The organism is Candidatus Pelagibacter bacterium nBUS_36 (assembly GCF_051201215.1).
In the GTDB taxonomy this organism is placed as follows: domain Bacteria; phylum Pseudomonadota; class Alphaproteobacteria; order Pelagibacterales; family Pelagibacteraceae; genus Pelagibacter.
The window spans coordinates 519273-541703 of the sequence record NZ_CP172839.1 but is presented as its reverse complement, the minus strand read 5'-3'; the positions used below and the strand labels follow the sequence as shown (position 1 = coordinate 541703).

Annotated in this window: 36 protein-coding genes; 3 read left to right on the top strand and 33 right to left on the bottom strand. The window is 29.8% G+C overall.

Annotated features, from left to right (window positions below; translation table 11 throughout):
* Positions 1 to 2 precede the first annotated feature (2 nt).
* Complete coding sequence (locus ACIJYI_RS02930) at positions 3 to 464, top strand: RidA family protein (RefSeq protein ID WP_435114609.1); 462 nt, start codon at positions 3 to 5, stop codon at positions 462 to 464.
* Between the two features lie 3 nt (positions 465 to 467).
* Here ACIJYI_RS02930 and ACIJYI_RS02925 read toward each other — a convergent pair whose 3' ends face one another.
* Together ACIJYI_RS02925 and ACIJYI_RS02920 are read right to left on the bottom strand one after the other, a co-directional pair.
* Positions 468 to 1766, bottom strand: coding sequence for a UDP-glucose dehydrogenase family protein (locus ACIJYI_RS02925; RefSeq protein ID WP_435114608.1), 1299 nt, complete (start codon positions 1764 to 1766; stop codon positions 468 to 470).
* Positions 1763 to 2578 (bottom strand): sugar phosphate nucleotidyltransferase, encoded by an 816-nt coding sequence (locus ACIJYI_RS02920; RefSeq protein WP_435114607.1) that lies wholly within the window; start codon positions 2576 to 2578, stop codon positions 1763 to 1765. Before ACIJYI_RS02920 ends, ACIJYI_RS02925 begins: the two co-directional genes overlap by 4 nt.
* Before the next feature lie 4 nt (positions 2579 to 2582).
* On the opposite strand from ACIJYI_RS02920, the gene ACIJYI_RS02915 reads away from it, so the two are divergent.
* Positions 2583 to 3428, top strand: coding sequence for a pantoate--beta-alanine ligase (locus ACIJYI_RS02915; protein WP_435114606.1), 846 nt, complete (start codon positions 2583 to 2585; stop codon positions 3426 to 3428).
* A 2-nt stretch (positions 3429 to 3430) separates the two neighbouring features.
* Here ACIJYI_RS02915 and mgtE read toward each other — a convergent pair whose 3' ends face one another.
* Complete coding sequence (gene mgtE / locus ACIJYI_RS02910) at positions 3431 to 4804, bottom strand: magnesium transporter (protein ID WP_435114605.1); 1374 nt, start codon at positions 4802 to 4804, stop codon at positions 3431 to 3433.
* A gap of 61 nt (positions 4805 to 4865) precedes the next feature.
* On the opposite strand from mgtE, the gene lipB reads away from it, so the two are divergent.
* Positions 4866 to 5483 (top strand): lipoyl(octanoyl) transferase LipB, encoded by a 618-nt coding sequence (gene lipB / locus ACIJYI_RS02905; protein WP_435114604.1) that lies wholly within the window; start codon positions 4866 to 4868, stop codon positions 5481 to 5483.
* Here lipB and ACIJYI_RS02900 read toward each other — a convergent pair.
* Genes ACIJYI_RS02900 through rpsL form a run of 30 tightly spaced genes read right to left on the bottom strand, consistent with a single transcriptional unit; the run spans position 5467 to position 22336 of the window.
* Positions 5467 to 6378 (bottom strand): RluA family pseudouridine synthase, encoded by a 912-nt coding sequence (locus ACIJYI_RS02900; protein WP_435114603.1) that lies wholly within the window; start codon positions 6376 to 6378, stop codon positions 5467 to 5469. The genes lipB and ACIJYI_RS02900 overlap by 17 nt on opposite strands.
* Before the next feature lie 10 nt (positions 6379 to 6388).
* Positions 6389 to 6832, bottom strand: coding sequence for a 50S ribosomal protein L17 (gene rplQ / locus ACIJYI_RS02895; RefSeq protein WP_435114602.1), 444 nt, complete (start codon positions 6830 to 6832; stop codon positions 6389 to 6391).
* Complete coding sequence (locus tag ACIJYI_RS02890; protein ID WP_435114601.1) at positions 6832 to 7860, bottom strand: DNA-directed RNA polymerase subunit alpha; 1029 nt, start codon at positions 7858 to 7860, stop codon at positions 6832 to 6834. Before ACIJYI_RS02890 ends, rplQ begins: the two co-directional genes overlap by 1 nt.
* Positions 7860 to 8309: a 30S ribosomal protein S11 gene (gene rpsK / locus ACIJYI_RS02885; RefSeq protein ID WP_435114600.1), complete on the bottom strand. Its 450-nt coding sequence runs from the start codon at positions 8307 to 8309 to the stop codon at positions 7860 to 7862. Before rpsK ends, ACIJYI_RS02890 begins: the two co-directional genes overlap by 1 nt.
* 2 nt (positions 8310 to 8311) lie before the next feature.
* Complete coding sequence (gene rpsM / locus ACIJYI_RS02880) at positions 8312 to 8695, bottom strand: 30S ribosomal protein S13 (RefSeq protein ID WP_435091074.1); 384 nt, start codon at positions 8693 to 8695, stop codon at positions 8312 to 8314.
* Between the two features lie 55 nt (positions 8696 to 8750).
* Complete coding sequence (locus tag ACIJYI_RS02875; RefSeq protein WP_435114599.1) at positions 8751 to 9392, bottom strand: adenylate kinase; 642 nt, start codon at positions 9390 to 9392, stop codon at positions 8751 to 8753.
* Positions 9393 to 10673, bottom strand: coding sequence for a preprotein translocase subunit SecY (secY, locus tag ACIJYI_RS02870; RefSeq protein ID WP_435114598.1), 1281 nt, complete (start codon positions 10671 to 10673; stop codon positions 9393 to 9395).
* A gap of 9 nt (positions 10674 to 10682) precedes the next feature.
* Positions 10683 to 11135 carry a 50S ribosomal protein L15 gene (gene rplO, locus ACIJYI_RS02865; RefSeq protein ID WP_435114597.1) on the bottom strand — a complete coding sequence of 151 codons (453 nt, stop codon included), beginning with the start codon at positions 11133 to 11135 and terminating at the stop codon, positions 10683 to 10685.
* On the bottom strand, positions 11135 to 11650 hold the full coding sequence (gene rpsE / locus ACIJYI_RS02860) for a 30S ribosomal protein S5 (RefSeq protein WP_435114596.1): 516 nt from the start codon (positions 11648 to 11650) through the stop codon (positions 11135 to 11137). Before rpsE ends, rplO begins: the two co-directional genes overlap by 1 nt.
* A gap of 2 nt (positions 11651 to 11652) precedes the next feature.
* Positions 11653 to 12009 (bottom strand): 50S ribosomal protein L18, encoded by a 357-nt coding sequence (rplR, locus tag ACIJYI_RS02855; RefSeq protein ID WP_435114595.1) that lies wholly within the window; start codon positions 12007 to 12009, stop codon positions 11653 to 11655.
* Entirely contained in the window at positions 12009 to 12548 is a 540-nt protein-coding gene (rplF, locus tag ACIJYI_RS02850) for a 50S ribosomal protein L6 (protein ID WP_435114594.1), read from the bottom strand. The genes rplR and rplF overlap by 1 nt, the downstream gene beginning before the upstream one ends.
* On the bottom strand, positions 12548 to 12943 hold the full coding sequence (gene rpsH, locus ACIJYI_RS02845; RefSeq protein ID WP_435114593.1) for a 30S ribosomal protein S8: 396 nt from the start codon (positions 12941 to 12943) through the stop codon (positions 12548 to 12550). The genes rplF and rpsH overlap by 1 nt, the downstream gene beginning before the upstream one ends.
* Before the next feature lie 10 nt (positions 12944 to 12953).
* Positions 12954 to 13259, bottom strand: a complete 306-nt coding sequence (gene rpsN, locus ACIJYI_RS02840; RefSeq protein WP_435098305.1) for a 30S ribosomal protein S14 — start codon at positions 13257 to 13259, stop codon at positions 12954 to 12956.
* Positions 13260 to 13261: 2 nt separating this feature from the next.
* Positions 13262 to 13816: a 50S ribosomal protein L5 gene (gene rplE / locus ACIJYI_RS02835; protein WP_435114592.1), complete on the bottom strand. Its 555-nt coding sequence runs from the start codon at positions 13814 to 13816 to the stop codon at positions 13262 to 13264.
* Complete coding sequence (gene rplX, locus ACIJYI_RS02830) at positions 13816 to 14061, bottom strand: 50S ribosomal protein L24 (RefSeq protein ID WP_435114591.1); 246 nt, start codon at positions 14059 to 14061, stop codon at positions 13816 to 13818. The genes rplE and rplX overlap by 1 nt, the downstream gene beginning before the upstream one ends.
* A gap of 2 nt (positions 14062 to 14063) precedes the next feature.
* Positions 14064 to 14432 carry a 50S ribosomal protein L14 gene (gene rplN / locus ACIJYI_RS02825; RefSeq protein ID WP_008544079.1) on the bottom strand — a complete coding sequence of 123 codons (369 nt, stop codon included), beginning with the start codon at positions 14430 to 14432 and terminating at the stop codon, positions 14064 to 14066.
* The gene (gene rpsQ / locus ACIJYI_RS02820) at positions 14432 to 14668 is read right to left on the bottom strand and encodes a 30S ribosomal protein S17 (RefSeq protein WP_435091059.1); all 237 of its coding nucleotides are present in this window, start codon (positions 14666 to 14668) and stop codon (positions 14432 to 14434) included. Before rpsQ ends, rplN begins: the two co-directional genes overlap by 1 nt.
* Positions 14661 to 14852, bottom strand: a complete 192-nt coding sequence (gene rpmC, locus ACIJYI_RS02815; protein WP_435114590.1) for a 50S ribosomal protein L29 — start codon at positions 14850 to 14852, stop codon at positions 14661 to 14663. The genes rpsQ and rpmC overlap by 8 nt, the downstream gene beginning before the upstream one ends.
* Before the next feature lies 1 nt (position 14853).
* The gene (gene rplP / locus ACIJYI_RS02810) at positions 14854 to 15264 is read right to left on the bottom strand and encodes a 50S ribosomal protein L16 (protein WP_023648433.1); all 411 of its coding nucleotides are present in this window, start codon (positions 15262 to 15264) and stop codon (positions 14854 to 14856) included.
* Positions 15264 to 15944 carry a 30S ribosomal protein S3 gene (gene rpsC, locus ACIJYI_RS02805; RefSeq protein ID WP_435114589.1) on the bottom strand — a complete coding sequence of 227 codons (681 nt, stop codon included), beginning with the start codon at positions 15942 to 15944 and terminating at the stop codon, positions 15264 to 15266. Before rpsC ends, rplP begins: the two co-directional genes overlap by 1 nt.
* On the bottom strand, positions 15928 to 16326 hold the full coding sequence (rplV, locus tag ACIJYI_RS02800) for a 50S ribosomal protein L22 (RefSeq protein WP_435114588.1): 399 nt from the start codon (positions 16324 to 16326) through the stop codon (positions 15928 to 15930). Before rplV ends, rpsC begins: the two co-directional genes overlap by 17 nt.
* A 2-nt stretch (positions 16327 to 16328) precedes the next feature.
* Positions 16329 to 16625, bottom strand: a complete 297-nt coding sequence (rpsS, locus tag ACIJYI_RS02795) for a 30S ribosomal protein S19 (protein ID WP_435114587.1) — start codon at positions 16623 to 16625, stop codon at positions 16329 to 16331.
* Positions 16625 to 17464 carry a 50S ribosomal protein L2 gene (rplB, locus tag ACIJYI_RS02790; RefSeq protein ID WP_435114586.1) on the bottom strand — a complete coding sequence of 280 codons (840 nt, stop codon included), beginning with the start codon at positions 17462 to 17464 and terminating at the stop codon, positions 16625 to 16627. Before rplB ends, rpsS begins: the two co-directional genes overlap by 1 nt.
* A gap of 3 nt (positions 17465 to 17467) precedes the next feature.
* Positions 17468 to 17761 carry a 50S ribosomal protein L23 gene (gene rplW / locus ACIJYI_RS02785; protein ID WP_435114585.1) on the bottom strand — a complete coding sequence of 98 codons (294 nt, stop codon included), beginning with the start codon at positions 17759 to 17761 and terminating at the stop codon, positions 17468 to 17470.
* 1 nt (position 17762) lies between these two features.
* A complete protein-coding gene (gene rplD / locus ACIJYI_RS02780; RefSeq protein ID WP_435114584.1) occupies positions 17763 to 18386 on the bottom strand; it encodes a 50S ribosomal protein L4 in 624 nt (207 codons plus the stop codon).
* Positions 18386 to 19096, bottom strand: a complete 711-nt coding sequence (rplC, locus tag ACIJYI_RS02775; protein WP_435114583.1) for a 50S ribosomal protein L3 — start codon at positions 19094 to 19096, stop codon at positions 18386 to 18388. The genes rplD and rplC overlap by 1 nt, the downstream gene beginning before the upstream one ends.
* Before the next feature lie 2 nt (positions 19097 to 19098).
* Positions 19099 to 19407 (bottom strand): 30S ribosomal protein S10, encoded by a 309-nt coding sequence (gene rpsJ / locus ACIJYI_RS02770; protein ID WP_435114582.1) that lies wholly within the window; start codon positions 19405 to 19407, stop codon positions 19099 to 19101.
* 2 nt (positions 19408 to 19409) lie between these two features.
* Complete coding sequence (fusA, locus tag ACIJYI_RS02765; RefSeq protein ID WP_435114581.1) at positions 19410 to 21488, bottom strand: elongation factor G; 2079 nt, start codon at positions 21486 to 21488, stop codon at positions 19410 to 19412.
* A 6-nt stretch (positions 21489 to 21494) separates the two neighbouring features.
* Complete coding sequence (gene rpsG / locus ACIJYI_RS02760) at positions 21495 to 21965, bottom strand: 30S ribosomal protein S7 (RefSeq protein WP_028036888.1); 471 nt, start codon at positions 21963 to 21965, stop codon at positions 21495 to 21497.
* On the bottom strand, positions 21965 to 22336 hold the full coding sequence (gene rpsL, locus ACIJYI_RS02755; RefSeq protein ID WP_435091052.1) for a 30S ribosomal protein S12: 372 nt from the start codon (positions 22334 to 22336) through the stop codon (positions 21965 to 21967). The genes rpsG and rpsL overlap by 1 nt, the downstream gene beginning before the upstream one ends.
* Positions 22337 to 22431: the final 95 nt, after the last annotated feature.

Sequence of the window (22431 nt, the reverse complement as noted above, 5' to 3'; positions counted from 1 at the left end):
TTATGAATTATGATGATAAGATTACAGAGTTAAAAATTAAGTTACCTGAGGCAAAAGCTCCTGTAGGATCCTATGTTGCAACAAAAATAGTTGGAAAATTATTATATGTGTCAGGTCAAATTTCTATAGATTCAAATGGAGACCTTATCAAAGGTAAGGTTGGTAAAGAACTTAGTACAGAGGATGCTTATAAAGCCGCAGAAAGATGTGGCCTAAGCATTATAGCTCAAGTTAAAAAAGCATGTGACGGCGACCTTTCAAAAATTAAATCATGTATAAAATTAACTGGATTTGTCAACTCTACTGAAGATTTTATCGAACAACCAAAAGTTATTAATGGAGCCTCTGATCTTATTGCGTCAATTTTTGGTAATGCTGGTATGCATACAAGAGCTGCAGTAAGCACTAATAGCTTGCCACTTGGAGTTTCTGTTGAAGTTGATGCAATTTTTGAGCTAAATTAAAACTTATCTACCAATTCCAAAATACTTAAATCCAAGTGAAGTAATTTTTTCTGAAGAAAATATATTTCTCATATCATAAATCTTAAGTTTTTTTGTAGTTGATAGCTTTTTAAAATTTATAGATTTAAAGTCATTCCACTCTGTATGAATAATTATTAAGTCTGAATTTTTCATAGCATTATTAATAGAGTTAGAGCACGAAACATTTCTAAATTTATCAAACTCATGTTTGTGTCCCGTTGGATCATAATATTTTATTTTAGCCCCACGCTTAGCAAGATAGGGTATCATTTCAAGACTTGAAGAATCTCTCATATCATCTGTATTAGCTTTAAAAGTTACTCCTAAAAAACAAATATTTTTATTTTTAATTTTATTATTCAATATATGATTTACTCTTTTTAGTAATAATTGTGATCTTTGTTTATTGGATTTAATAACACTTTTTATAACTGATAAATCTATTTTGAACTTATCAGCTGTAGAAACTATTGCTTTTGTATCTTTTGGAAAACATGAGCCACCATAAGCAGGTCCAGCTCTTAAAAAACGACTACCTATACGTTTATCCAACCCTATACCTATAGAAATATCCTCAACATCAATTTCTACTTTTTCACAAAAGTTTGCAATTTCGTTAATAAAAGTAATTTTAGTAGCTAAAAAAGCATTTGATGCATATTTTATCAACTCAGCAGCTCTTCTATTTGTAGAAATATACTTCGCACCTTTTGAAATTAGTGGTGCGTAAAGGTTTTTTAGTATTAAGTTAGATTTTTTATCATTTGAACCAACCACCACTCTATCAGGGTAAATAAAGTCTCTGATAGCCTCACCTTCTCTTAAAAATTCAGGATTTGATACCACTGAAAATTTATTTTTTGAAATTTTTTTAGATATAATTTTTTCAAGCTCATCACCAGTGGTAACTGGAACAGTAGATTTAGTTATTATTATCTTAAATTTATTTATGTATTTAGATATCTCTCTACCCACAGAAAAGACCTGGCTAAGGTCAGCACTGTTTCCATTTTTTTTTGTTGGAGTGCCAACACAAATAAATATTATATCTGATTTCTTAATAGAGTTTTTTAAATCTGTTGAAAAATTAAGTCTTTTATTTTTATAATTTTTTAAAACAATTTCCTCTAGACCTGGCTCATAAATAGGGATTATCCCCTTTTTTAGATTGTTTATTTTATTTATATCTTTATCGACACAAATCACATCATTTCCTAAATCAGAAAAACAAACCCCACTTACAAGACCAACATAACCAGTTCCTATCATGCATATTTTCATAATTTTGCAATTTCTTTAGATGAGTTGATATAACCGTTCATTGTACCACAATCCAGATACTTACCTAAAAAGTTATGAGCTATAAATTTTTCATTATTTTGGATCAAAGCTTGAATAGCATCAGTAATATGAATTTCCCCACTATTTCCTGGTTTTGTATTTTTAAGCATTGAAAAAATAGATTTTGGCAAAATGTATCTACCAATAACAGCTTTATTTGATGGAGCTTCTTTTATAGTCGGCTTTTCAATAACACCATTTATTAGATAATCAATTTTATTTAATTTTTTATTTAATTTATAAATGCCCCATCGCGATACAGTTTTTTTATTGACTGTCATACTGGCCATAACTGATGCTTTATATTTCTTGTGAGAATTAATCATAGATTTTGAACAGTTTTTTTTTACAATTAAGTCATCAGGCAATAACATTAGAAAATATTTATCTTTAATTAATTTCTTTGCTTTTAAAACAGCATCACCTGTTCCCTTAGGTTTGTTTTGATAAACAAATTTAATCATTTTCCGATATTTTAAGATTTTTTTATATTCATTAATAATTCTTGGATCTTTTTTTTTCTTAATTAAACTTTTATAAAATCTATCATTGTAGAAATAGTTTTTAATCATTACTTTTTTTTTGGAAATAATGAAGATTATTTCTTTTATACCTGCTTCAATACATTCTTGAATTATGTATTCAAGACCAGGTTTACCATTAATAGGTAAAAGCTCTTTAGCAAAAATACTGGTTAAGGGTAACAATCTAGTACCAAGTCCAGCTAATGGAATAATTGCTTGTTTAATCATTTAAATGTTTTACTTATTAAATATTTTAATACAAATGAAAATTTTATTAAACAATCATACTTTAAATAGTAAATTAAGGCCCTTTGATGATATTGGGTTTATTCCTACAATGGGAGGAATTCATGAGGGTCATTTATCTCTAATTAAAAGATCAAAAAAACTTTGTAAAAAAACATTGGTAAGTATTTTTGTCAATCCCAAGCAATTTAATAATAAAAAAGATTTCAAAACATATCCATCAAATATTAAAGATGATTTAAAAATTTTAAGAAAGATTAAAGGAATTGACTTTGTTTATATTCCAAAATTTAAAGATATTTACAATTCTAAAAGAAAATCAATAATTACAATTAAAAAAAAAGATAAGATTTTATGTGCAAAATTCAGAAAGGGTCATTTTGAAGGAGTGTTAGATGTAATGGATAGATTAACAAATTTAATTAAACCCAATAGGATTTTTATGGGTAAAAAAGATTATCAGCAATTATTTTTGGTTAAAAGATTTATTGAAAATAAATACTCAACTAAAATAATTGGCTGTAAAACTATTAGAAACAAGAATAAACTTGCTCTATCTTCTAGAAATTACTTACTTGATAAAGATGATTTGGTTATTGCTGGTAAATTATCTGAAGAATTTTCTCTTCTTAAAAGAAAAATAAAAAATAAAAAAAATATTAACAAATTTTTAACAGAGGAAAAAAGAAATATACAAAAAATATTTAATGTTAAGATTGAATATTTAGAGCTTAGAAATGAAAAAAACTTACTACTATCCAACAAATCTTTCCAATCCAAAATATTTGTCTCTTATTATTTTAAAAATATTAGATTTATTGATAATTTTTAATCTTATAAAAAATAAGCACCCACACCTAAAAAAGAAACAAACCCTATTACATCAGTTATTGTTGTGACAAAAACACTTGATGCAATAGCGGGATCAATATTCATTTTTTTTAAAGTGACAGGTACCAAAATACCAAAGAGTCCTGCAATTATCATTGTTAGTATCATCGATATAGAAATTATCATTGATAAGATGTTATCTTGAAACCAAATTTGAACTATAAAAGCGCTAATAGCTGCAAAAATAATTCCATTTAAAATACCAATTGTAAATTCTTTCATAACATTTGAGGAAAAATTATTTTCAGTTAGATCATTTGTTGCAATTGTTCTAACTGTAACTGCTAAGGTTTGCATACCTGCATTACCTCCCATTGAAGCCACTATAGGCATTAAAAAAGCTAACACAACCATTTGCTCAATAGTTGCTCCAAACAAACTAATGAACCATGTTGCTAAAAATGCAGTAAATAAATTTAGTAAAAGCCAATTAAATCTTCTTTTTGTTTTTGTAATTATGCCATCAGTAATTTCTTCATCACCTACCCCGGCTAATCTCAATACATCTTCTTCAGCTTCTTCTTTAAGAACAGTCAAAATATCATCACTCATTATCATTCCAACAAGCTTATTATTTTTATCTACTACAGCTGCAGAATTAAGATTATAATTTTCAAATAGATTACCAACTTCTTCTTTGTCCATATCCACAGGTATTAATAATTGTGACTCTGACATTATAGAAGCCATCTTTGTATCTCTAGAAGTTGTTAAAACTCTAGATGATGGAACAGTACCAATAGGTTTAAACTCTTCATTAATAATAAATATTTCTAAAAATTCTTCAGGTAGGTCCTTGTTTTCTCTAAGATAGTCAATTGTTTGACCTACAGACCAATTACTAGGAATGGCTGTAAATTCTCGCTGCATTAGTCTAGCAGCTGTGTCTTCTGGATAACTTAAACTTTCTAATAAAGCAAAACGATCTTTAGGAGGTAAGGAACTTAAAATGCTATTTTTGTCCTCCTCTGGAACATTTTCTAAGATAGATATAGCATCATCAGACTCTAAATTTGTTAAAATTGTTACTATAGAGTCAGAAGAAAGATAGGTGATAATTTCAGTTTGAATAGATTCGTTAAGTTCTACAAAAACTTCAGGATCAATATTGAAATTATTTAGTTTTATTAAACTTTCTCTATCACTTTGATTTAAGTGTTCAATAATGTCCGCAGCATCAGCAGGGTGCATTTCCTTAAAAGAATTCGTAATAAATAAAGCGTCATTATTTGCAATTTTGGAAGTAACAACTTTTATATATTCCTTATTGAATTCAAAATTAACTTTTTTATCTTTTATTTTTTTTACTAAAGACATAAATCTACCTATAATTTAGATTTGCACTATTAATAGATAATTAAGATAATACAATTTATAAATGAATATAGAGATCAAAAAGTCAATAAAACCAGTAAATTATTTTGAGGCAATAAATCTTTTAGAAGAAAGATTACAAAGACTATATGAGAAAAAAGAAAATGAACTTATTTGGACTTTATCACATAATGAGATTTATACGGCGGGTACTAGCTATAATAAAAATGAAATTATTGATAAATCTATTAAAGTTATTGAAACTAATCGTGGAGGAAAAATCACATGCCACGCTCCAGGTCAATTAATTTGTTATTTTGTAATAGACCTTAGAAAAAAAAAAGATGTGAGAAGATTTATTTCTATTTTAGAAAAAACTATTAAAGATACTTTAAAATTTTTTAAAATCGACACTTTTGCTGATAAAAAAAATATAGGAATTTGGCACCAAAAAAATAATCAAGTAAAAAAAGTGGCCGCTATAGGTGTAAGAGTTAGTAAGTGGATCGCTTATCATGGATTTGCGATTAATATTAATAATAATCTTGATCAATACAAAAAGATTATTCCATGTGGAATTTTAGATAAGGGAGTAACAAATCTAGAGGAAATTAAAAATCAAGATTACTCAAATCTGGAAAATATATTAATTGAAAATCTTATTATTAATCTAAAAATCTAAGTCTTTTTGTTTTTAATAATTTTTTAAAATAATCTGGTAATAAAGCTGTGTAAGTGTGCTTAATATCATTTGCTATAAATCTTATCTGATATGAATGGAGCATTAAATTTTTATTAATCCCTTTAAATGAATTAGATAATTTATATTTTACGTCACCAAAAATTGGTTGTCCAACAGCATATAATTGTTTTCTGAGTTGATGCTTTCGTCCTGTTATTGGTTTTAGTTCAACCAAAGAAGCTTCGGAATTTTTATCCAATACTTTGTATAATGTTTTAGCTTTTTCAATAATTTTTTTTTCTCCATCATATCGAATAAGATCATCATTCCATTCACCAGAGTCTTTTTCAAGTTCACCATGACAAATAGCTAGGTATGTTTTATGAACTTTACGTAATCTAAATAAAGATGTTAATAGTTGTGCACTTTCTCTGGTTTTGGCCATTATAAAAACTCCTGAAGTATCTTTATCAAGTCTATGCACAGAATATGGTTTGGTGCCTTGAAAAATTTCACTTTTAGCAAAAATATCAACAAGGTTCTTTTTTGATTTAGTTCCACCTTGAACTGAAATTCCTGCACTCTTATTAAGGACTATAAAATTTTCATTATTATCAATAATTTGATCTTCGTTGGATTTGATAATATCTTTTGATGGTTCAAATTTGATTTTTTTTTGAACTATTGATTCTTTAAAGTCTATGTTAAACAAATTTACTTCATCATTTGTTTTAATTTTTTGTGAACTTTTAACTTTTTTTTTATTTAACTTGACTTTGCCCGCTCGTAAATATTTTTCAATTAAACCTTGAGGGATTTTGCCTAAAGTTAATCTTATCCATCTATCAATACGCATATCATTACACGTTGAATCAACGATGTAAGACTTTTTCATGATTTAAGATTTATGCTGTAGCTTGTTTCGTTTCTTCAGCTTTAGGTGTTTCTTTAGTTGTATCTTTTTTCTTTTTATCGACTCTTCTTGCTTCAACATCTCTATCAACAAATTCTATGATAGCCATGGGTGCATTATCACCATATCTAAATCCAGCCTTAACAATTCTTGTATATCCACCGTTTCTTTTTTCATATCTTTTTGAAAGAGTTTTTTTCACTTTATTAGCAGATTTGATATCTTGAAGTTGAGAAACTAACATTTTTGTAGTTTGCAAAGTTTCTTTTTTACCTAATGTTATAATTTTGTCAGCTTGAGGTTTTAAAAATTTTGCTTTTGGTAAAGTAGTTTTGATTTGCTCATATTTTATTAAAGAATTTAACATATTCTTTAAAAGAGCTTTTCTATGTTCAGAAGTTCTGTTTAACTTCTTGTTTGCCATTCCGTGTCTCATTAGATGGCTTCCTCTAACTTTTTAGACATTTCTGCAATGTTATCAGGCGGCCAATTAGGAATTTCCATACCTAAATATAACGACATTCCAGTCAGAACTTCTTTAATCTCGTTTAATGATTTTCTTCCAAAATTAGGCGTTCTAAGCATTTCGCCTTCAGATTTTTGTACCAAATCACCAATGTAAATTATATTATCATTTTTCAAACAGTTCATAGATCTTACAGAAAGCTCAAGTTCATCAACTTTTCTTAATAAGTTCTTATTAAACTCAGGTTCTGTAGACACTTCTTTTATAGGGGCTTCCACAGGTTCATCAAAATTAACAAACATTTTTAATTGGTCTTGAAAAATTCTTGCTGAATAAGCTACAGCATCCTCTGCTGAAATTGATCCGTTTGTTTCAACTTCCATAGTAAGTTTGTCGTAATCTAACGCCTTACCTTCTCTAGCAGTGCTAATTGAATAAGAAACTTTTTTAACTGGACTATAAAGTGAGTCTATCGCTATAAGACCCAAAGGTGGCTCTTCTGGTTTATTCAAATCAGCTGGAACATAGCCTTTGCCAGTACTCACGTTCATTTCCATGTGGAAATTTGTATTTTCATCAAGATTGCAAATAACTAAATCAGGATTTAAAATTTCAACATCTGCTACAGGCGCAATGTCAGAAGCTTTTATTTCTCCTGGTCCTTTAGCATCTAAAATAAGTTTTTTTGTTCCTTCAGAATTCGATTTCAAAGCTAAAGATTTAACGTTTAAAACTATATCAGTAACATCTTCTCTAACACCTTTAATAGAAGTAAATTCATGTAAGACACCATCTATTTGTATTGAGGTAACTGCTGCACCTCTTATTGAAGATAATAAAATTCTTCTTAATGAATTTCCTAAAGTTAATCCATAACCTTTTTCTAATGGTTCAGCGATTATTTTAGCATGAGTTAAGTCATCGCTAATTTGTACATCTAATTTTGATGGTTTAATTAATGACTTCCAATTTTTAATATTAACATTTTCGACTTCCATTAAACTCTCCTTTTCTTTGGTGGTCTAGTTCCATTATGGGGCATGGGTGTTGTATCTTTAATTGATAAAATTTTGAAACCTCTAGCCTGTAAAGCTCTTAAAGCAGTTTCACGTCCAGAACCTGGGCCTTTTACTTCAACAGATAAAGTTTTCATTCCAAATTCTAATGCTTTTGATGCAGCTGCATCCGCAGCAATTTGAGCTGCATAAGGAGTTGATTTTCTTGACCCCTTAAAACCTTTTTGTCCTGCAGATGCCCAAGAAATTACATTGCCATTAGTGTCAGCAATAGAGATGATTGTATTGTTAAATGTTGATTGAACGTAAGCAATTCCATTTAAAATATTTTTTTTAATTTTTTTCTTTTTTGAATAAGAGCTTTTATTACTCTTCTTTAAAGACTTTTCTACCTTCTGATCTTTATTTTCAACTTTATCAGCTTTAGCCATAATTATTTTTTAGTTGGTGTTAATTTTTTTCCTGCAATAGCGATAGCTTTACCTTTTCTAGTTCTCGCGTTGCATCTTGTTCTTTGACCTCTAACAGGTAATTTTTTTCTATGTCTGGTCCCTCTATAACAAGCAAGATCAATTAATCTTTTAATAGTCAATGAATAATCTCTTCTAAGATCACCTTCCACTTTAAAATTAGCATCTATATATTCTCTAATTTTTAATATTTCATCATCTGTTAATTCATTAATTCTTTTTGCTTTAGGAATTTCTAATGAAGAACAAATTTGATTTGAAAACTTATCACCAATTCCATAGATATAAGTCAAACCTATGTGAACAAGTTTATTTTGTGGGATATTGATACCTGCGATACGAGCCATAGTTTTTGTGATAATTTGAGCCTTTTATATAATAAGATTATCTAAAGTCAACGTCTTAAACATTGATAAAATCATCAATTTTCCTTGTTATTTCATCGATTTCAAGTGTTCCATCTATCTCTTGAAAGTTTGGATTTTTTGACAGAAAATTAAGGACTGGTTCTGTTGTTTTTGTATAAATATCATATCTTGACATAATGGTCTCAAGATTGTCATCTTTTCTTTTAACAAAAAATTCCTTGCCACATGGATGAAGTTCTATTTCTTCACTATTAAAAAATTCGTTTAGCGTTAAATTGCACTTATCACAAGTAACTCTCCCAATAATCCTTTTTTCTATAATTTCGCGAGGTACAACTAAAGAAATTATCAAATCTATTTTTTGATTATATTCTTTCAAAATTGATTCTAGGTTATTGGCTTGATCTATACTTCTAGGGTAGCCATCAAAAATAATTCTATCTCTAAATTTTAAATTTAAGATTGTTTTTTTAAGTAATTCATTGACAATTTTATCTGAAACGAAGTTTCCTTTTGAAATAATGGCTTCTATTTCTACTCCTAAATTTGAATTTTTTTTAGTCTCACTTCTTAACAAATCACCTGTGGATAGTTGAAAATAATTATGTTTTTTAACAATTAGCTGAGCTTGAGTGCCTTTACCTGCGCCAGGAGGCCCAAATAAAATAATGTTCACTTATTTACCAAATTTTGTTTTTTTGATTAATTGTTCGTATTGAGAACTCATTAATCTTGTTTGAATTTGAGTAACAGTATCTATTGCAACGACAACTACAATTAAAATTGAAGTACCACCTAAATAAAAAGGAATTGGATAATTTGCAATTAAAAATTCTGGCATTAAACAAACTAAGGTTAAGTATAGAGCGCCTATAGTTGTTAATTTTGTTAAAATATTCTCTATATATAATGCTGTACTTTCGCCTGGTCTAATTCCTGGAACAAATCCACCATACTTTCTTAAGTTATCAGCAGTTTCTGTTGGATTAAAAGTTATAGAAGTATAAAAAAAAGTAAAAAAAATTATTCCAGATGCGTATAACAGCATATAAAGAGGCTGACCTTGAGTAAAGTATGAGCTTATATCTAAAAATGTTTCATTGCTTGAAAAAGAAAAATTTGAAAAAGTCACTGGTAACAATAATAATGCCGAAGCAAATATAGCTGGTATCACACCAGCTTGATTAATTTTCAATGGTAAATGTGATGACTCACCACCATACATTTTGTTACCCATTTGTCTTTTTGGATAATTAATTAATATTTTTCTTAAAGCTCTTTCCATAAATACTATGAATAAAATTGTAAGAATTAACAAAACAAATATTCCTAAAATCATAAATGTTGAGACAGCACCAGTTCTTCCAAGCTCAAAAGTTGTTACTAATGCTCTAGGAATTTCCGCAACAATACCTGCAAAAATTATTAAAGATATTCCATTACCAATACCTCTTTGTGTTATTTGCTCACCTAACCACATCAAAAACATTGTTCCCGCAACAATTGTTGTAACAGTTGTTATCTTAAAAAATGCTCCAGGATTAATAACTAAGTCTGCAGAAGACTCTAAACCAACGGATAGACCATAACCCTGTACAGTTGCTAGAAGAACAGTTCCATATCTTGTAATTTGAGTAATCTTAGCTCTTCCAATTTCTCCTTGAGCTTTTAAATTTTTAAAATAATCGGAAACTCCTGTCAAAAGTTGAACTATAATAGATGAAGAAATGTAAGGCATTATGCCTAACGCAAATATCGCCATTCTACTTATTGCTCCACCAGCAAATACATTGAACATTCCTAACAACCCTTTCTGATTGCCATCCATCATTACTTTAAGTTGTTCTGGATCAATGCCAGGTAAAGGAACAAAAGTTCCAAATCTGTAAACTGAAAGAATAAATATTGTAAATAATATTCTATTTCTTAAATCATTCGATGATGATGAAGCACTCATTAAGATCAATTATTTCTTTAACTGAATAGATCCACTAATTTTTTCTAGTTTCTCTATCGCTGATTTAGAGGCTAAATCTGCTTCAATATTTACCTTATCTTTAATTTCCCCAGTGCCAAGTATCTTTAATTTTTGAGAATTTTTGTTAATTAGTTTTAATTTTTTTAGCAATTCCATGTTTATTGTATCACTTGGATTAATAGTTTTTTCATTAATAAAAAATTGAATTTTTTCAAGATTCATAATTGCAATGTTTGTTCTCGAAATTGGGTTAAAACCTCTTTTTGGCAATCTTCTATACAAAGGCATTTGACCACCCTCAAAAGCTTTAATGGCTACACCTGATCTAGATTTTTGACCTTTAACACCTCTACCAGAAGTTTTACCTTTTCCAGATCCAATTCCTCTACCCACTCTAATTTTTGATTTATTAATTTTGTCTTTAGTATTTAAGGTTATCATTATCCTCTTTTCTCAACTATCTCAGAAATCTTTTTGTTTCTAATTGCTGAAATTTGTTTTGGTGAATTTTGCTTTAATAAAGCTTTCATAGTAGCCCTAATAACATTATGTGCATTAGAGGTTCCCATTGATTTAGCAACTATATCTTTTACACCGAGTACTTCACAAACAGCTCTTACTGGGCCACCTGCAATTATGCCTGTACCTTTTGATGCTGCTCTAAGAACTATTCTTCCAGACCCATCTTTTGCTTTTACATCGTGATGGATTGTTCTTCCTTCTCTTAAAGGTATATGTATCAATTTTCTTCTAGCAACTTCATTAGCTTTTTTAATCGCATCAGGAACTTGTTTAGCTTTTGCATGTGCTATACCAATTTTACCCGCTTGATTACCTACTACCACTAATGCTGAAAAACCAAATCTACGACCACCTTTTACAACTTTTGTAATACGGTTTATATGAACAAGTTTTTCTAAAATATCGTCAGTTTTTTTATCTTTAAAATTTTCCATAATTAAAATTCCATTCCATTTTCACGTAAGGTTTCAGCAAATACTTTAACTCTACCATGATATCTATAAATACCTCTATCAAAGTAAATTTTAGTGATTTTTTTTTCTTGTGCTTTTTTTGCTAACTTTGTAGCTACAATTTTTGATAGTTCGGTTTTATTTACTTTATCACCCGATCTTATATCTTTTTCGACTGATGAGGCAGATAATAATGTTACTTTATTAATATCATCAATTATTTGTGCAGAAATATTTTTAGAAGATCTAGAAATACACAATCTAAACCTGTCTTTAGATGCAACTTTTTTTACTTTATTGCTAACTCTGAACCTTTTTCTAATACTTGTATTTAATTTCATTATTTTTTCTTTCCTTCTTTTTTAAGAACATACTGACCTTTTTCTCGTATTCCCTTACCTTTGTAAGGTTCAATTTTTCTGTATGTTTTAATTTTTGAAGCTACAGAACCAACTTGTTGTTTATCAGAACCTGATATTTTTAATGTTGTTTGTTTTTCGACTTCTATTTTTATACCATCAGGAATGTCATAATTAATATCATGGCTATAACCTAGTTGTAAGTTTAATTGTTTACCTTTGAGAGCAGCTCTATAACCTACTCCAACAAGCTCTAAAGTTTTTTCATACCCAGTGCTAGAACCGATAACTGCATTGTTTATTAAACTTCTATTCATTCCCCAAAGTCTTTTAGAATTTTGATCAATTTTTTTTGGTTTGATTGAAATCTCTTTACCCTCTTGAATATCAAGATTAAACATTTCTAGATCAATATCGACAGATTTTTTTCCCAAAGGACCTTCAATATTTATAATACTACCAGCCAATGCAACTTTAACTTTTTCAGGAATTGAGATACTTATTTTACCAATTTTAGACATTAAAATACCTTACAAATTATTTCGCCACCAACACGTTGCTTTCTAGCATCAATATCTGTCATTACACCTTTTGGTGTTGAGACTATCGCGATACCTAAACCATTGTTTATCTTTGGTAGCCCTTCTGCACTAGAAAAAATTCTTCTTCCTGGTTTTGAAACACGCTCAAAAGCACTGATTACAGGATTGCCAGAATGGTATTTAAGCTCTAAAGATAAAGTTGGTTTCTTATCCTCATCATCAATTTTAAAATCCTTAATGAAACCTTCATTTTTAAGAATGTCAGCTATTTTAGTTTTAAAATTTGAAGAAGGTAATGCTACTTTCTTGTGATTTCTTGCTTGAGCATTTTTCACTCTTGCTATCATATCTCCAATTGGATCACTTAAACTCATATTTTCCTTTCTACCAGCTTGACTTAGTCATTCCTGGAATTAATCCAGCCAAACCTAAGTCCCTTAAAGCTATTCTTGATATTTTTAATTTTCTATAAACCCCATGAGGTCTTCCTGTAATTTTACATCTATTCATAACTCTTATTTTCGCTGAATTTCTAGGCATTTGCGAAAGTTTTTGTTGAGCTTTAAATCTCTCTTCTAATGGGAGTTTTTTATCCATAATAATTTTTTTTAGACTCTGTCTTTTTTTATAAAGCCTATCTGAAAGTTTAATTCTTTTGTCGTTCTTATTTACAGCGCTTACTTTAGCCATGTTTAATTGTCTCCTTTTTTGATAAATGGAAAATTCATTTTTTCTAATAATGCGAAAGCATGCTCTTTATTCATAGCTTTAATTACAACAACTATATCTAAACCTCTAACTTTGTCGGCTCTATCAAAACTTACTTCTGGAAAAATGATGTGTTCTTTTACACCAAATGTGTAATTACCAAATTTATCAAATCCTTTTGGAGAAAGACCTCTAAAATCTTTAATTCTTGGTAGAGCTATATTCACTAACCTATCAATAAATTCATACATTTTATTCTTTCTCAATGTTACTTTTAATCCTGCGTTTGATCCTTTTCTGGTTTTAAAATTTGCAACAGACTTTTTAAATTTTGTGATAACAGGTTTTTGACCAGTAATTTTTCCCATATCTTCCTCAGCAGCTTTTAAAATTTTAGCATCAGCACCATCTAATCCTAGCCCCATATTTAAAACAACTTTTTCAATTTTTGGTGTCATAAAAACATTTTTAAGACCCAAACTATCTTTTAAAGCTGGTTGAATTTCTTTATTATAAATTTCTTTTAATCTTGGTGTCATTATTTTTTAGCCTCTGATTTTTTAGCAACTTTTTCATCAATTAATTTTAGGTTTGATAAATGAATGAAGCTTTCTTTTGAAACTATCCCGCCTTTTTTTTCTTTAGTAGTTTTAATATGTTTTTTAACCATGTTTACTTCTTTGACTTTTGCACGATTATTAGCTCTGTCAATTTCAATAACTTCACCTTCTTTTTTTTTATCTTTTCCTGTCAAAACTCTAACTTTTAAACCTTTTTTTATCATTATTATAAAACCTCCGGTGCTAATGAAATTATTTTCATTTGACCTCTACTTCTTAATTCTCTTGTTACAGGTCCAAAAATTCTAGTTCCGACTGGTTCACCCTTGTCATCAACTAAAACAGCAGCATTATTATCAAATTTAACTTTTGAACCATCATTTCTGTGAATTCCTTTTTTAACTCTTACAACAACTGCTTTATGAACAGTACCCTTTTTAACTTTACCCTTGGGTATTGCTTCTTTTACAGCAATCACAATGGTGTCACCAATACTTGCATATCGTCTCTTAGAACCACCAAGAACCTTTATACACTCAATTCTTTTAGCGCCCGTATTGTCAGCTACCTGCAACTCTGTTTGTACACCGATCATTATTTTGTATTCTCCATTACTTGAAATTTTTTATTTTTTGAAAATGGTTTGCTTTCAATTATTGAAACTTTATCACCAGTTTTGAATTTATTATTTTCATCATGTGCATTGTAATTTTTTCTTACTTTAATTACTTTTTTAAGTACTGGGTGCGAATATTTTCTTTCAACCATTACAGTTATAGTTTTGTTGGGTTTATCACTGATCACTACACCAGTTAATATTTTTTTAGGCATTAATTTTTCCTTTTAATATTGTTTTTAATCTTGCAATTGTTTTTCTAGTTTCACCAATTTTTGCCGGATTTGTGACTTGTGAATTAATTTTTTGAAACCTAAAATTAAAAAGATCTTTTTTTAGTTTATCAATATTTTTCACAACTTCGTCCTTAGAAAGTTTCTTAATTTCTTGTTTTTTCATATTAAGCAAACCTCTTAATTGTTTTAGTCTTAATTGGTAATTTTGCTGATGCCTTGTACAAAGCTTCTTTAGCAATTTGCTCTGATACACCATCAACTTCAAACAAAATTCTTCCAGGTTTTACTCTACAAGCAAAAAATTCTGGATTACCTTTTCCTTTACCCATTCTTACTTCAATAGGTTTTTTTGAAACTGGTATATTTGGAAATACTCTTGTCCATACTCTTCCTTGTCTCTTCATATGTCTAGTTAAAGCTACTCTAGCAGCTTCAATTTGTTTGCCTGTTATTCTTTCGGGCTGTAAAGCTTTTAATGCAAATGCTCCATAATTAATAGAACTTGCTCTTGTTGCAGTTCCATGAATTCTACCTTTATGAGCTTTTCTCCATCTAGTTCTTACTGGTTGAAGCATTATTCTTTACCCTCTTTTGGTGTTACTTTATTAGTTTCCTGGCTAAATTCTCTTGCAAAAACTTCTCCTTTATAAATCCAAACTTTAATTCCAATAATACCATATGTGGTTAAAGCTTCTGCTTCAGCATAATCTATGTCTGCTCTTAGTGTATGTGAAGGGATACTTCCCTCTCTTAACCATTCAGTTCTAGCGATTTCATTTCCACCAAGTCTTCCACTTATAGACACTTTTATGCCCTTAGCACCCAGTCTAATACATGATTGCATAGATCTTTTCATTGCTCTTCTGTAAGAAATTCTTTTTACTAATTGCTGAGCTATATTTTCAGCTACTAAATAAGCATTTGTTTCTGGTTTTTTTACTTCTTTAATATTTAATGCAACTTCATTAGTTGTAAATTTTGACAAATTATTTTTAATCTTATCAATGTCACTTCCTTTTTTACCAATAACAAAACCTGGTCTTGAAGTATATATTGTTACGTAACACTTATTTGAAGTTCTCTCTATCATTACTTTAGAAACTCCCGAGTTAACTACATTTTTTTTAATGTAATCTCTAATTTTAAAATCTTCGATTAAATAATTACCAAAATCTTTTTTCTTTGCATACCAAACAGAGTCCCAACCTCTATTGACACCCAATCTAAAACCTACAGGATTAACCTTTTGTCCCATGACTCTCCATTTGTTTAACTTCTGATAAAATTATAGTTACTGTTGACCAAGGTTTTAAAATAGGTGCAGCTCTACCTTTGGCTCTTGGTCTAAATCTTTTCATAACAATTTTTTTTCCACAGTAAGCTTCTTTCACAATTAAATTGTCAATATCATATTGAAAATTATTCTCAGCATTTGCAACAGCAGAACTAATTGTTTTTCTAATATCCTTAGTAATTCTTTTAGCAGAAAATTGTAAATCTCTGATAGCAACATCAACTTTTTTTCCAACTATACTTTTCAAAATAGGATTAAGTTTTCTAACACTAGTTCTGATACTATTGTTTACAGATTTAACTGTATCAACTTTTTTTCTATTTTTTTTCTTTGTTTTATTCATAATTATTTTTTAGCCGCTGTTGCAGGTTTAGCTTTTTTATCTGCAGGAGTGTGACCATAAAAAGTTCTAGTAGGAGAAAATTCTCCTAATTTGTGACCAACCATGTCCTCTGAAATGGTTATTGGTATAAATTTCTTGCCATTATAAATTTGAAAGCTTACGCCAACGAAATCAGGTAAAATTGTAGATTTTCTTGACCATGTTTTAATAGGTATTTTTTTTGGATCCTCTTTGTATTTATCAACTTTTTTCATTAAGGATTCTTCAACAAAAGGTCCCTTCCATACTGCTCTAGCCATTATTTAGTATCCTTCCTTTTGTTTCTTCTTTTAACTATAAATTTATCTGTTCTCTTATTATCTCGAGTTTTTAAACCTTTTGCAGATTGACCAGTTGGTGAAACTGGGTGTCTACCTCCAGCTGATTTACCTTCACCACCACCATGAGGGTGATCAACCGGGTTTTTCACAACACCTCTTGTATGAGGTCTTCTACCAAGCCATCTTGATCTTCCTGCTTTACCAATTTTGATATTTTTTTGATCTGGATTACTTAAAATTCCTATAGTTGCCAATGATCTTGAATCTATTTTTCTAACCTCACCAGAAGCCAACTTAATTAAGCTGTAGTTACCGTCTAAACCACTTATTGTGACTGACGATCCTGCAGATCTAGCAATTTTACCTCCAGCACCAGGCTGAATTTCAACATTGTGAATATTAATTCCAACAGGAATATCTTGTAAGGGCATACAATTACCGACTTTAATTTCTTTTTTTGATCCATTTTCTATTTTATCACCAGCTTTAATCTTTTGGGGTGCCAAATAATAAGCATGAACTCCATCTTCAAATTTAACTAACATTATGTAACAAGATCTGTTTGGATCATATTCAATTCTTTCAACAGTCGCTTCCATGTCAAATTTCTTACGGTAAAAATCCACATGTCTGTACATTTTTTTATGCCCACCAGCTCTATTAATAGATGTAATATGTCCATTATTGTTTCTACCTTTCATGGCATTTTTTGGTGAAACAAGTGATTTGAAAGGTTTACCTTTCCATAGTCCAGTTCTATCAACTAAGATTGTTCCCCTAGTAGATTTTGTGTATGGTTTAAAAGTTTTTAGTGCCATTTATTAAATACCTGTTGTTAGATCAATACTTTGACCTTTTTTAAGTGTTATTATTGCTTTTTTAAAACCTGAAACTTTTACTTTTTTTCCTCTAGTTATTTTAGTTCTGTTTTGCTTATTAATAATATTAATTTTAGTTACATTAACTTTAAAAATTTTCTCAATGTTTTTTTTAAGATTTATCTTATTTGCACCAGTTGGCACTTTAAAAACAATTTTATTCTGTTCTGATAAATTGGTTGATTTCTCAGTTACCATAGGAGACAAAACTTTATCGTATAAATGTATCTTATCCATATTAAGAATATCTCTTTTCTAGTTCTTTCACTGAACTTTCTGTAAAAACAACTTTTTTAAATTTAATAATATCGTACGAGCTAAAGTGATTAACGTCTGTTACTTTAACATTAGGAATATTTCTTGCTGATTTTTCAACTTTTTCTTTTGAATTTTTATCAAGTATAATTAGAGAATTTGTTATATCTAACTTTTTAACAATAGCACTCATCTCCTTTGTCTTTTTAATTTCTGAACTAAAATCATTTAAAATAAGTAGGTTTTTATTATTATTTTTTTCAGTAATTAGTGAAGCAACACTTAATTTCTTTTCATTTTTATTTAATTTTCTTTTTTTATAAGCAAGCTCACCTTTTGGACCATGAGCTATACCACCACCAACAAATATAGGAGCTTTTCTACTTGCATGTCGAGCACCCCCAGTACCTTTTTGTGCATAAATTTTTGATGTAGGTCCACTTACTTCATTTTGCTGCTTAGTTTTTGCATGTCTTCCTTTATAATTAGCATTTGTCTTGTACAAAACACTACTTACTAATTTACTGTTAATTTTAGCAGAAAAAATTTTATCTAACACTTCAATAGTGTCTTTTTTTCCATCAATACTTAATTTTTCTAATTTCATTATTTTTTCTTTTTATCTGGAGTTTTTTTAGCTTCTTCTGCTGCTGCAATTTTTTCTGAAATTGTCATCTTGTTAATATCTTTAATTGATTTTCTAACTACAACTTCTGCATTTTTAGATCCTGGTATTGAACCTTTTAAATATAAAAGTTCATTTTCCAAATCAGTTTTAATAATTTCAATATTTAACATGGTTCTTAGTCTATCTCCCATATGACCAGCCATTTTTTTACCTTTAAATACTTTTCCAGGATCTTGGCTATGACCAGTTGAACCATGAGCTCTATGAGATACAGACACACCGTGACTAGCTCTTAAACCACCAAAATTCCATCTTTTCATAGCTCCAGCAAATCCTTTTCCAATTGTTTTTGATCTAGTATCAACAAATTTAATGTCTTTAAATATTTCTAAACCAAACTCATTTCCTTCTTTGTAGGCCTCTGTATCATTAACTCTATATTCCTTGAGTGTTTTTTTTGCTTCTGTGTTTTTTTTAGCAAAGAAACCTTTCATGGCTTTTGTTAATTTTGAATTTTTAATTTTTCCATAACCAAGTTGAACTGCTTTATAGCCTCTTTTTTCTTCGTCAATGACTTGGATAACTCTAGCTTTTTCTACTTTTAAAACAGTTACGGGAACTAGTTGACCAGTTTTATAAAACTCTCTAGTCATTCCAATTTTTTTTCCAATTAATGCTATTTCTGTCATAACTAAATTTTTATCTCCACATCTACACCTGAAGCCAAATCAAGTTTCATTAAAGCTTCTACTGTTTGTGGTGTTGGTTCAATAATATCAATTAATCTTTTATGAGTTCTGGACTCAAATTGTTCTCTACTTTTTTTATCAATATGTGGACCTTTTAATACCGTATATCTCTCTATTCTTGTCGGTAATGGGATTGGACCTTTAATTGTAGCACCAGTTCTTTTAACAGTGTTTACAATCTCTTCTGTTGAAGCATCTAAAATTTTATTGTCATAAGCTCTTAATTTAATTCTAATGTTTTGTTTATCCATAATTACCCTGCAATCTTTTTAGTTACTTCATCTTGTACATTTTGAGGCACTTTTGAATAGTGATCAAAAAACATTGAATATTGTGCTCTTCCTTGAGACATCGATCTTAAATTGTTAATGTATCCAAACATATTTGCTAGAGGAACCATTGCTGTAATGACAGTAGCATTACCTCTTTGTTCTTGAGTGCTGATTTGTCCTCTTCTACTGTTTAAATCTCCAATAACATCTCCCATATAATCTTCTGGAGTTACAACTTCAACTCTCATTACTGGTTCAAGTAATTTCAAAGTACCTTTAGTACAAGCTTCTTTAAAGCAAGCTCTACTTGCTAATTCAAATGCTAAGACACTTGAGTCAACATCGTGGTGTAAACCATCTATGATGGTAACTTTATAATCTATCATTGGAAATCCAGCTAATATTCCACCATCAGATACAGTTTCTATTCCTTTTTCTACTCCTGGAATAAATTCTTTTGGTATAGATCCACCTTTAATTTTGCTTTCAACAGATCTACCTGATCCGGGCTCTTGTGGTTCTACTAAAAGCTTAACTTTAGCAAATTGTCCTGCACCACCACTTTGTTTTTTGTGTGTGTACTCAACTTCAGAAGCGTTTTCTAAGGTTTCTCTGTATGCTACTTGTGGAGCACCAACATTTGCCTCAACTTTAAATTCTCTTTTCATTCGATCAACAATAATATCTAAATGCAATTCACCCATACCTTTAATAATAGTTTGACCAGACTCTTCATCAGAAGTCACTCTAAAAGAAGGATCTTCTGCTGCAAGTCTACCTAAAGCTTCACCCATTTTTTCTTGGTCAGCCTTTGTTTTTGGTTCAACAGCAATTTCAATTACAGGTTCAGGGAATTCCATTGGTTCTAATAGTACTGGGTTATTCTCATCACACAAAGTATGTCCGGTAATCGTATGTTTTAATCCAGCCAATGCAACTATGTCACCAGCATTTGCTTCTTTAATATCTTCTCTTGAGTTAGCATGCATCAAAAGCATTCTGCCAACTCTTTCTTCTTTATCTTTTGAAGTATTATAAACAGCTGTTCCTGTTTTAATTGTTCCAGAATAAATTCTTATAAAAGTTAGAGAGCCAACAAAAGGATCGTTTGCAACTTTGAATGCTAATGCTGAAAAAGGTACTGAGTCTTCAAATTTCATTTCAATTTCATCTTCAGAACCAGGTTTTGTTCCTTTAATTGAACCAATATCAATTGGACTAGGTAAATAATTAATTGTTGCATCTAACAATGGTTGAACACCTTTATTTTTAAATGCTGAGCCTGTTGTAATTGGCACAAAACTGAAGTTTAAAGTTCCTTTTCTTATACATTTAATAAGATCTTCTTCTTTAATTTCATCTCCATTTAAATAAGATTCCATTAACTTCTCGTCTTGTTCAACAGCAGTTTCAACTAACTCTGTTCTGTATTTTTGGGAAATTTCTTTTAAATCATCTGGAATATCTTTGTATTCCCATTCAGCACCAAGAGCCTCATTTTTCCACACTTGTGCTTTCATTTTAACTAAATCAACAACACCTGAAAGTGAAGCTTCAATACCAATAGGAATTTGAAGAGGTAGAGGTTTACATCCCAATCTATCTCTAATCATGTCTACACATCTAAAAAAATCTGCACCAGTTCTATCTAGTTTATTTACAAAGCAAATTCTTGGAACTTTATATTTATCAGCTTGTCTCCATACAGTTTCAGATTGCGGTTCCACACCAGCAACACCATCAAAAACACATACAGCACCATCCAAAACTTTAAGCGATCTCTCAACTTCAATTGTAAAATCTACGTGTCCTGGAGTATCAATAATATTAATTCTGTGGTCATTCCAAAAACAAGTAGTGGCAGCAGAAGTAATTGTAATACCTCTTTCCTGTTCTTGCTCCATCCAATCCATTGTTGCAGCACCGTCATGGACTTCACCAATTTTATGGCTTTTACCAGTATAATATAAAATTCTTTCAGTAGTGGTGGTTTTTCCGGCATCTATGTGAGCCATAATTCCGATGTTTCTATACTTATCTAATGTATGAGTTCTAGCCATGATTTATTACCACCTAAAATGTGCGAAGGCTTTGTTTGACTCAGCCATCTTATGCACATCCTCTCTTTTTTTAACTGCGGCACCTTTTTTTTCATAAGCATCAAAAAGTTCATTGAAAATTTTATCAGACATATGTTTGTCTTTTCTTTTTCTTGCAGAGTCTACTAGCCATCTGATAGCTAGCGCTTGGGCTCTTTTGCTCTTTACTTCTACAGGAACTTGGTAAGTGGCTCCACCTACTCTTCTTGATCTAACTTCAACAGTGGGTTTAATATTGTTAATAGCTTCGTTAAAAATATTTATAGGTTCATCTTTTGATTTCGTCTTAATTTTATCAATTGCATCATAAACAATTTTTGCTGCAACTCCTCTTTTTCCATCGTACATGATATTGTTAATCAATTTAGGAATTATAGTTGAGTTGAATTTTGGATCTGGAACAACATTTTTTTTTGGTTGAGTTTTTTTCCTAGACATTATTTACCTTTTTTTGTTCCATAAAGAGATCTTCTCTTTTTTCTATTAGCAACACCTTGTGTATCTAGATTTCCTCTTAAAATATGATAACGAACACCTGGTAAATCTTTAACTCTTCCACCTCTAATCAAAACCACAGAGTGTTCTTGAAGGTTGTGTCCTTCACCACCTATGTAAGCAGTAACTTCGAAACCATTTGATAACCTTACTCTTGCAACTTTTCTTAAAGCTGAGTTGGGTTTTTTTGGAGTGGTAGTATAAACTTTAACACACACACCTCTTTTAAGAGGTTGCTTTTGTAATGCTGGAACTTTGTTCCTTGTTACTTGTTTAATTCTTTTTTTTCTTAACAACTGGTTAATAGTTGGCATAAATTTTTATAATATTAATTAATATATTTTTAGATGAAAATAACTGGCAGGTTATTTTGTGGCAGCGTTTAGTGCTATTGTTAAGCACTACATTC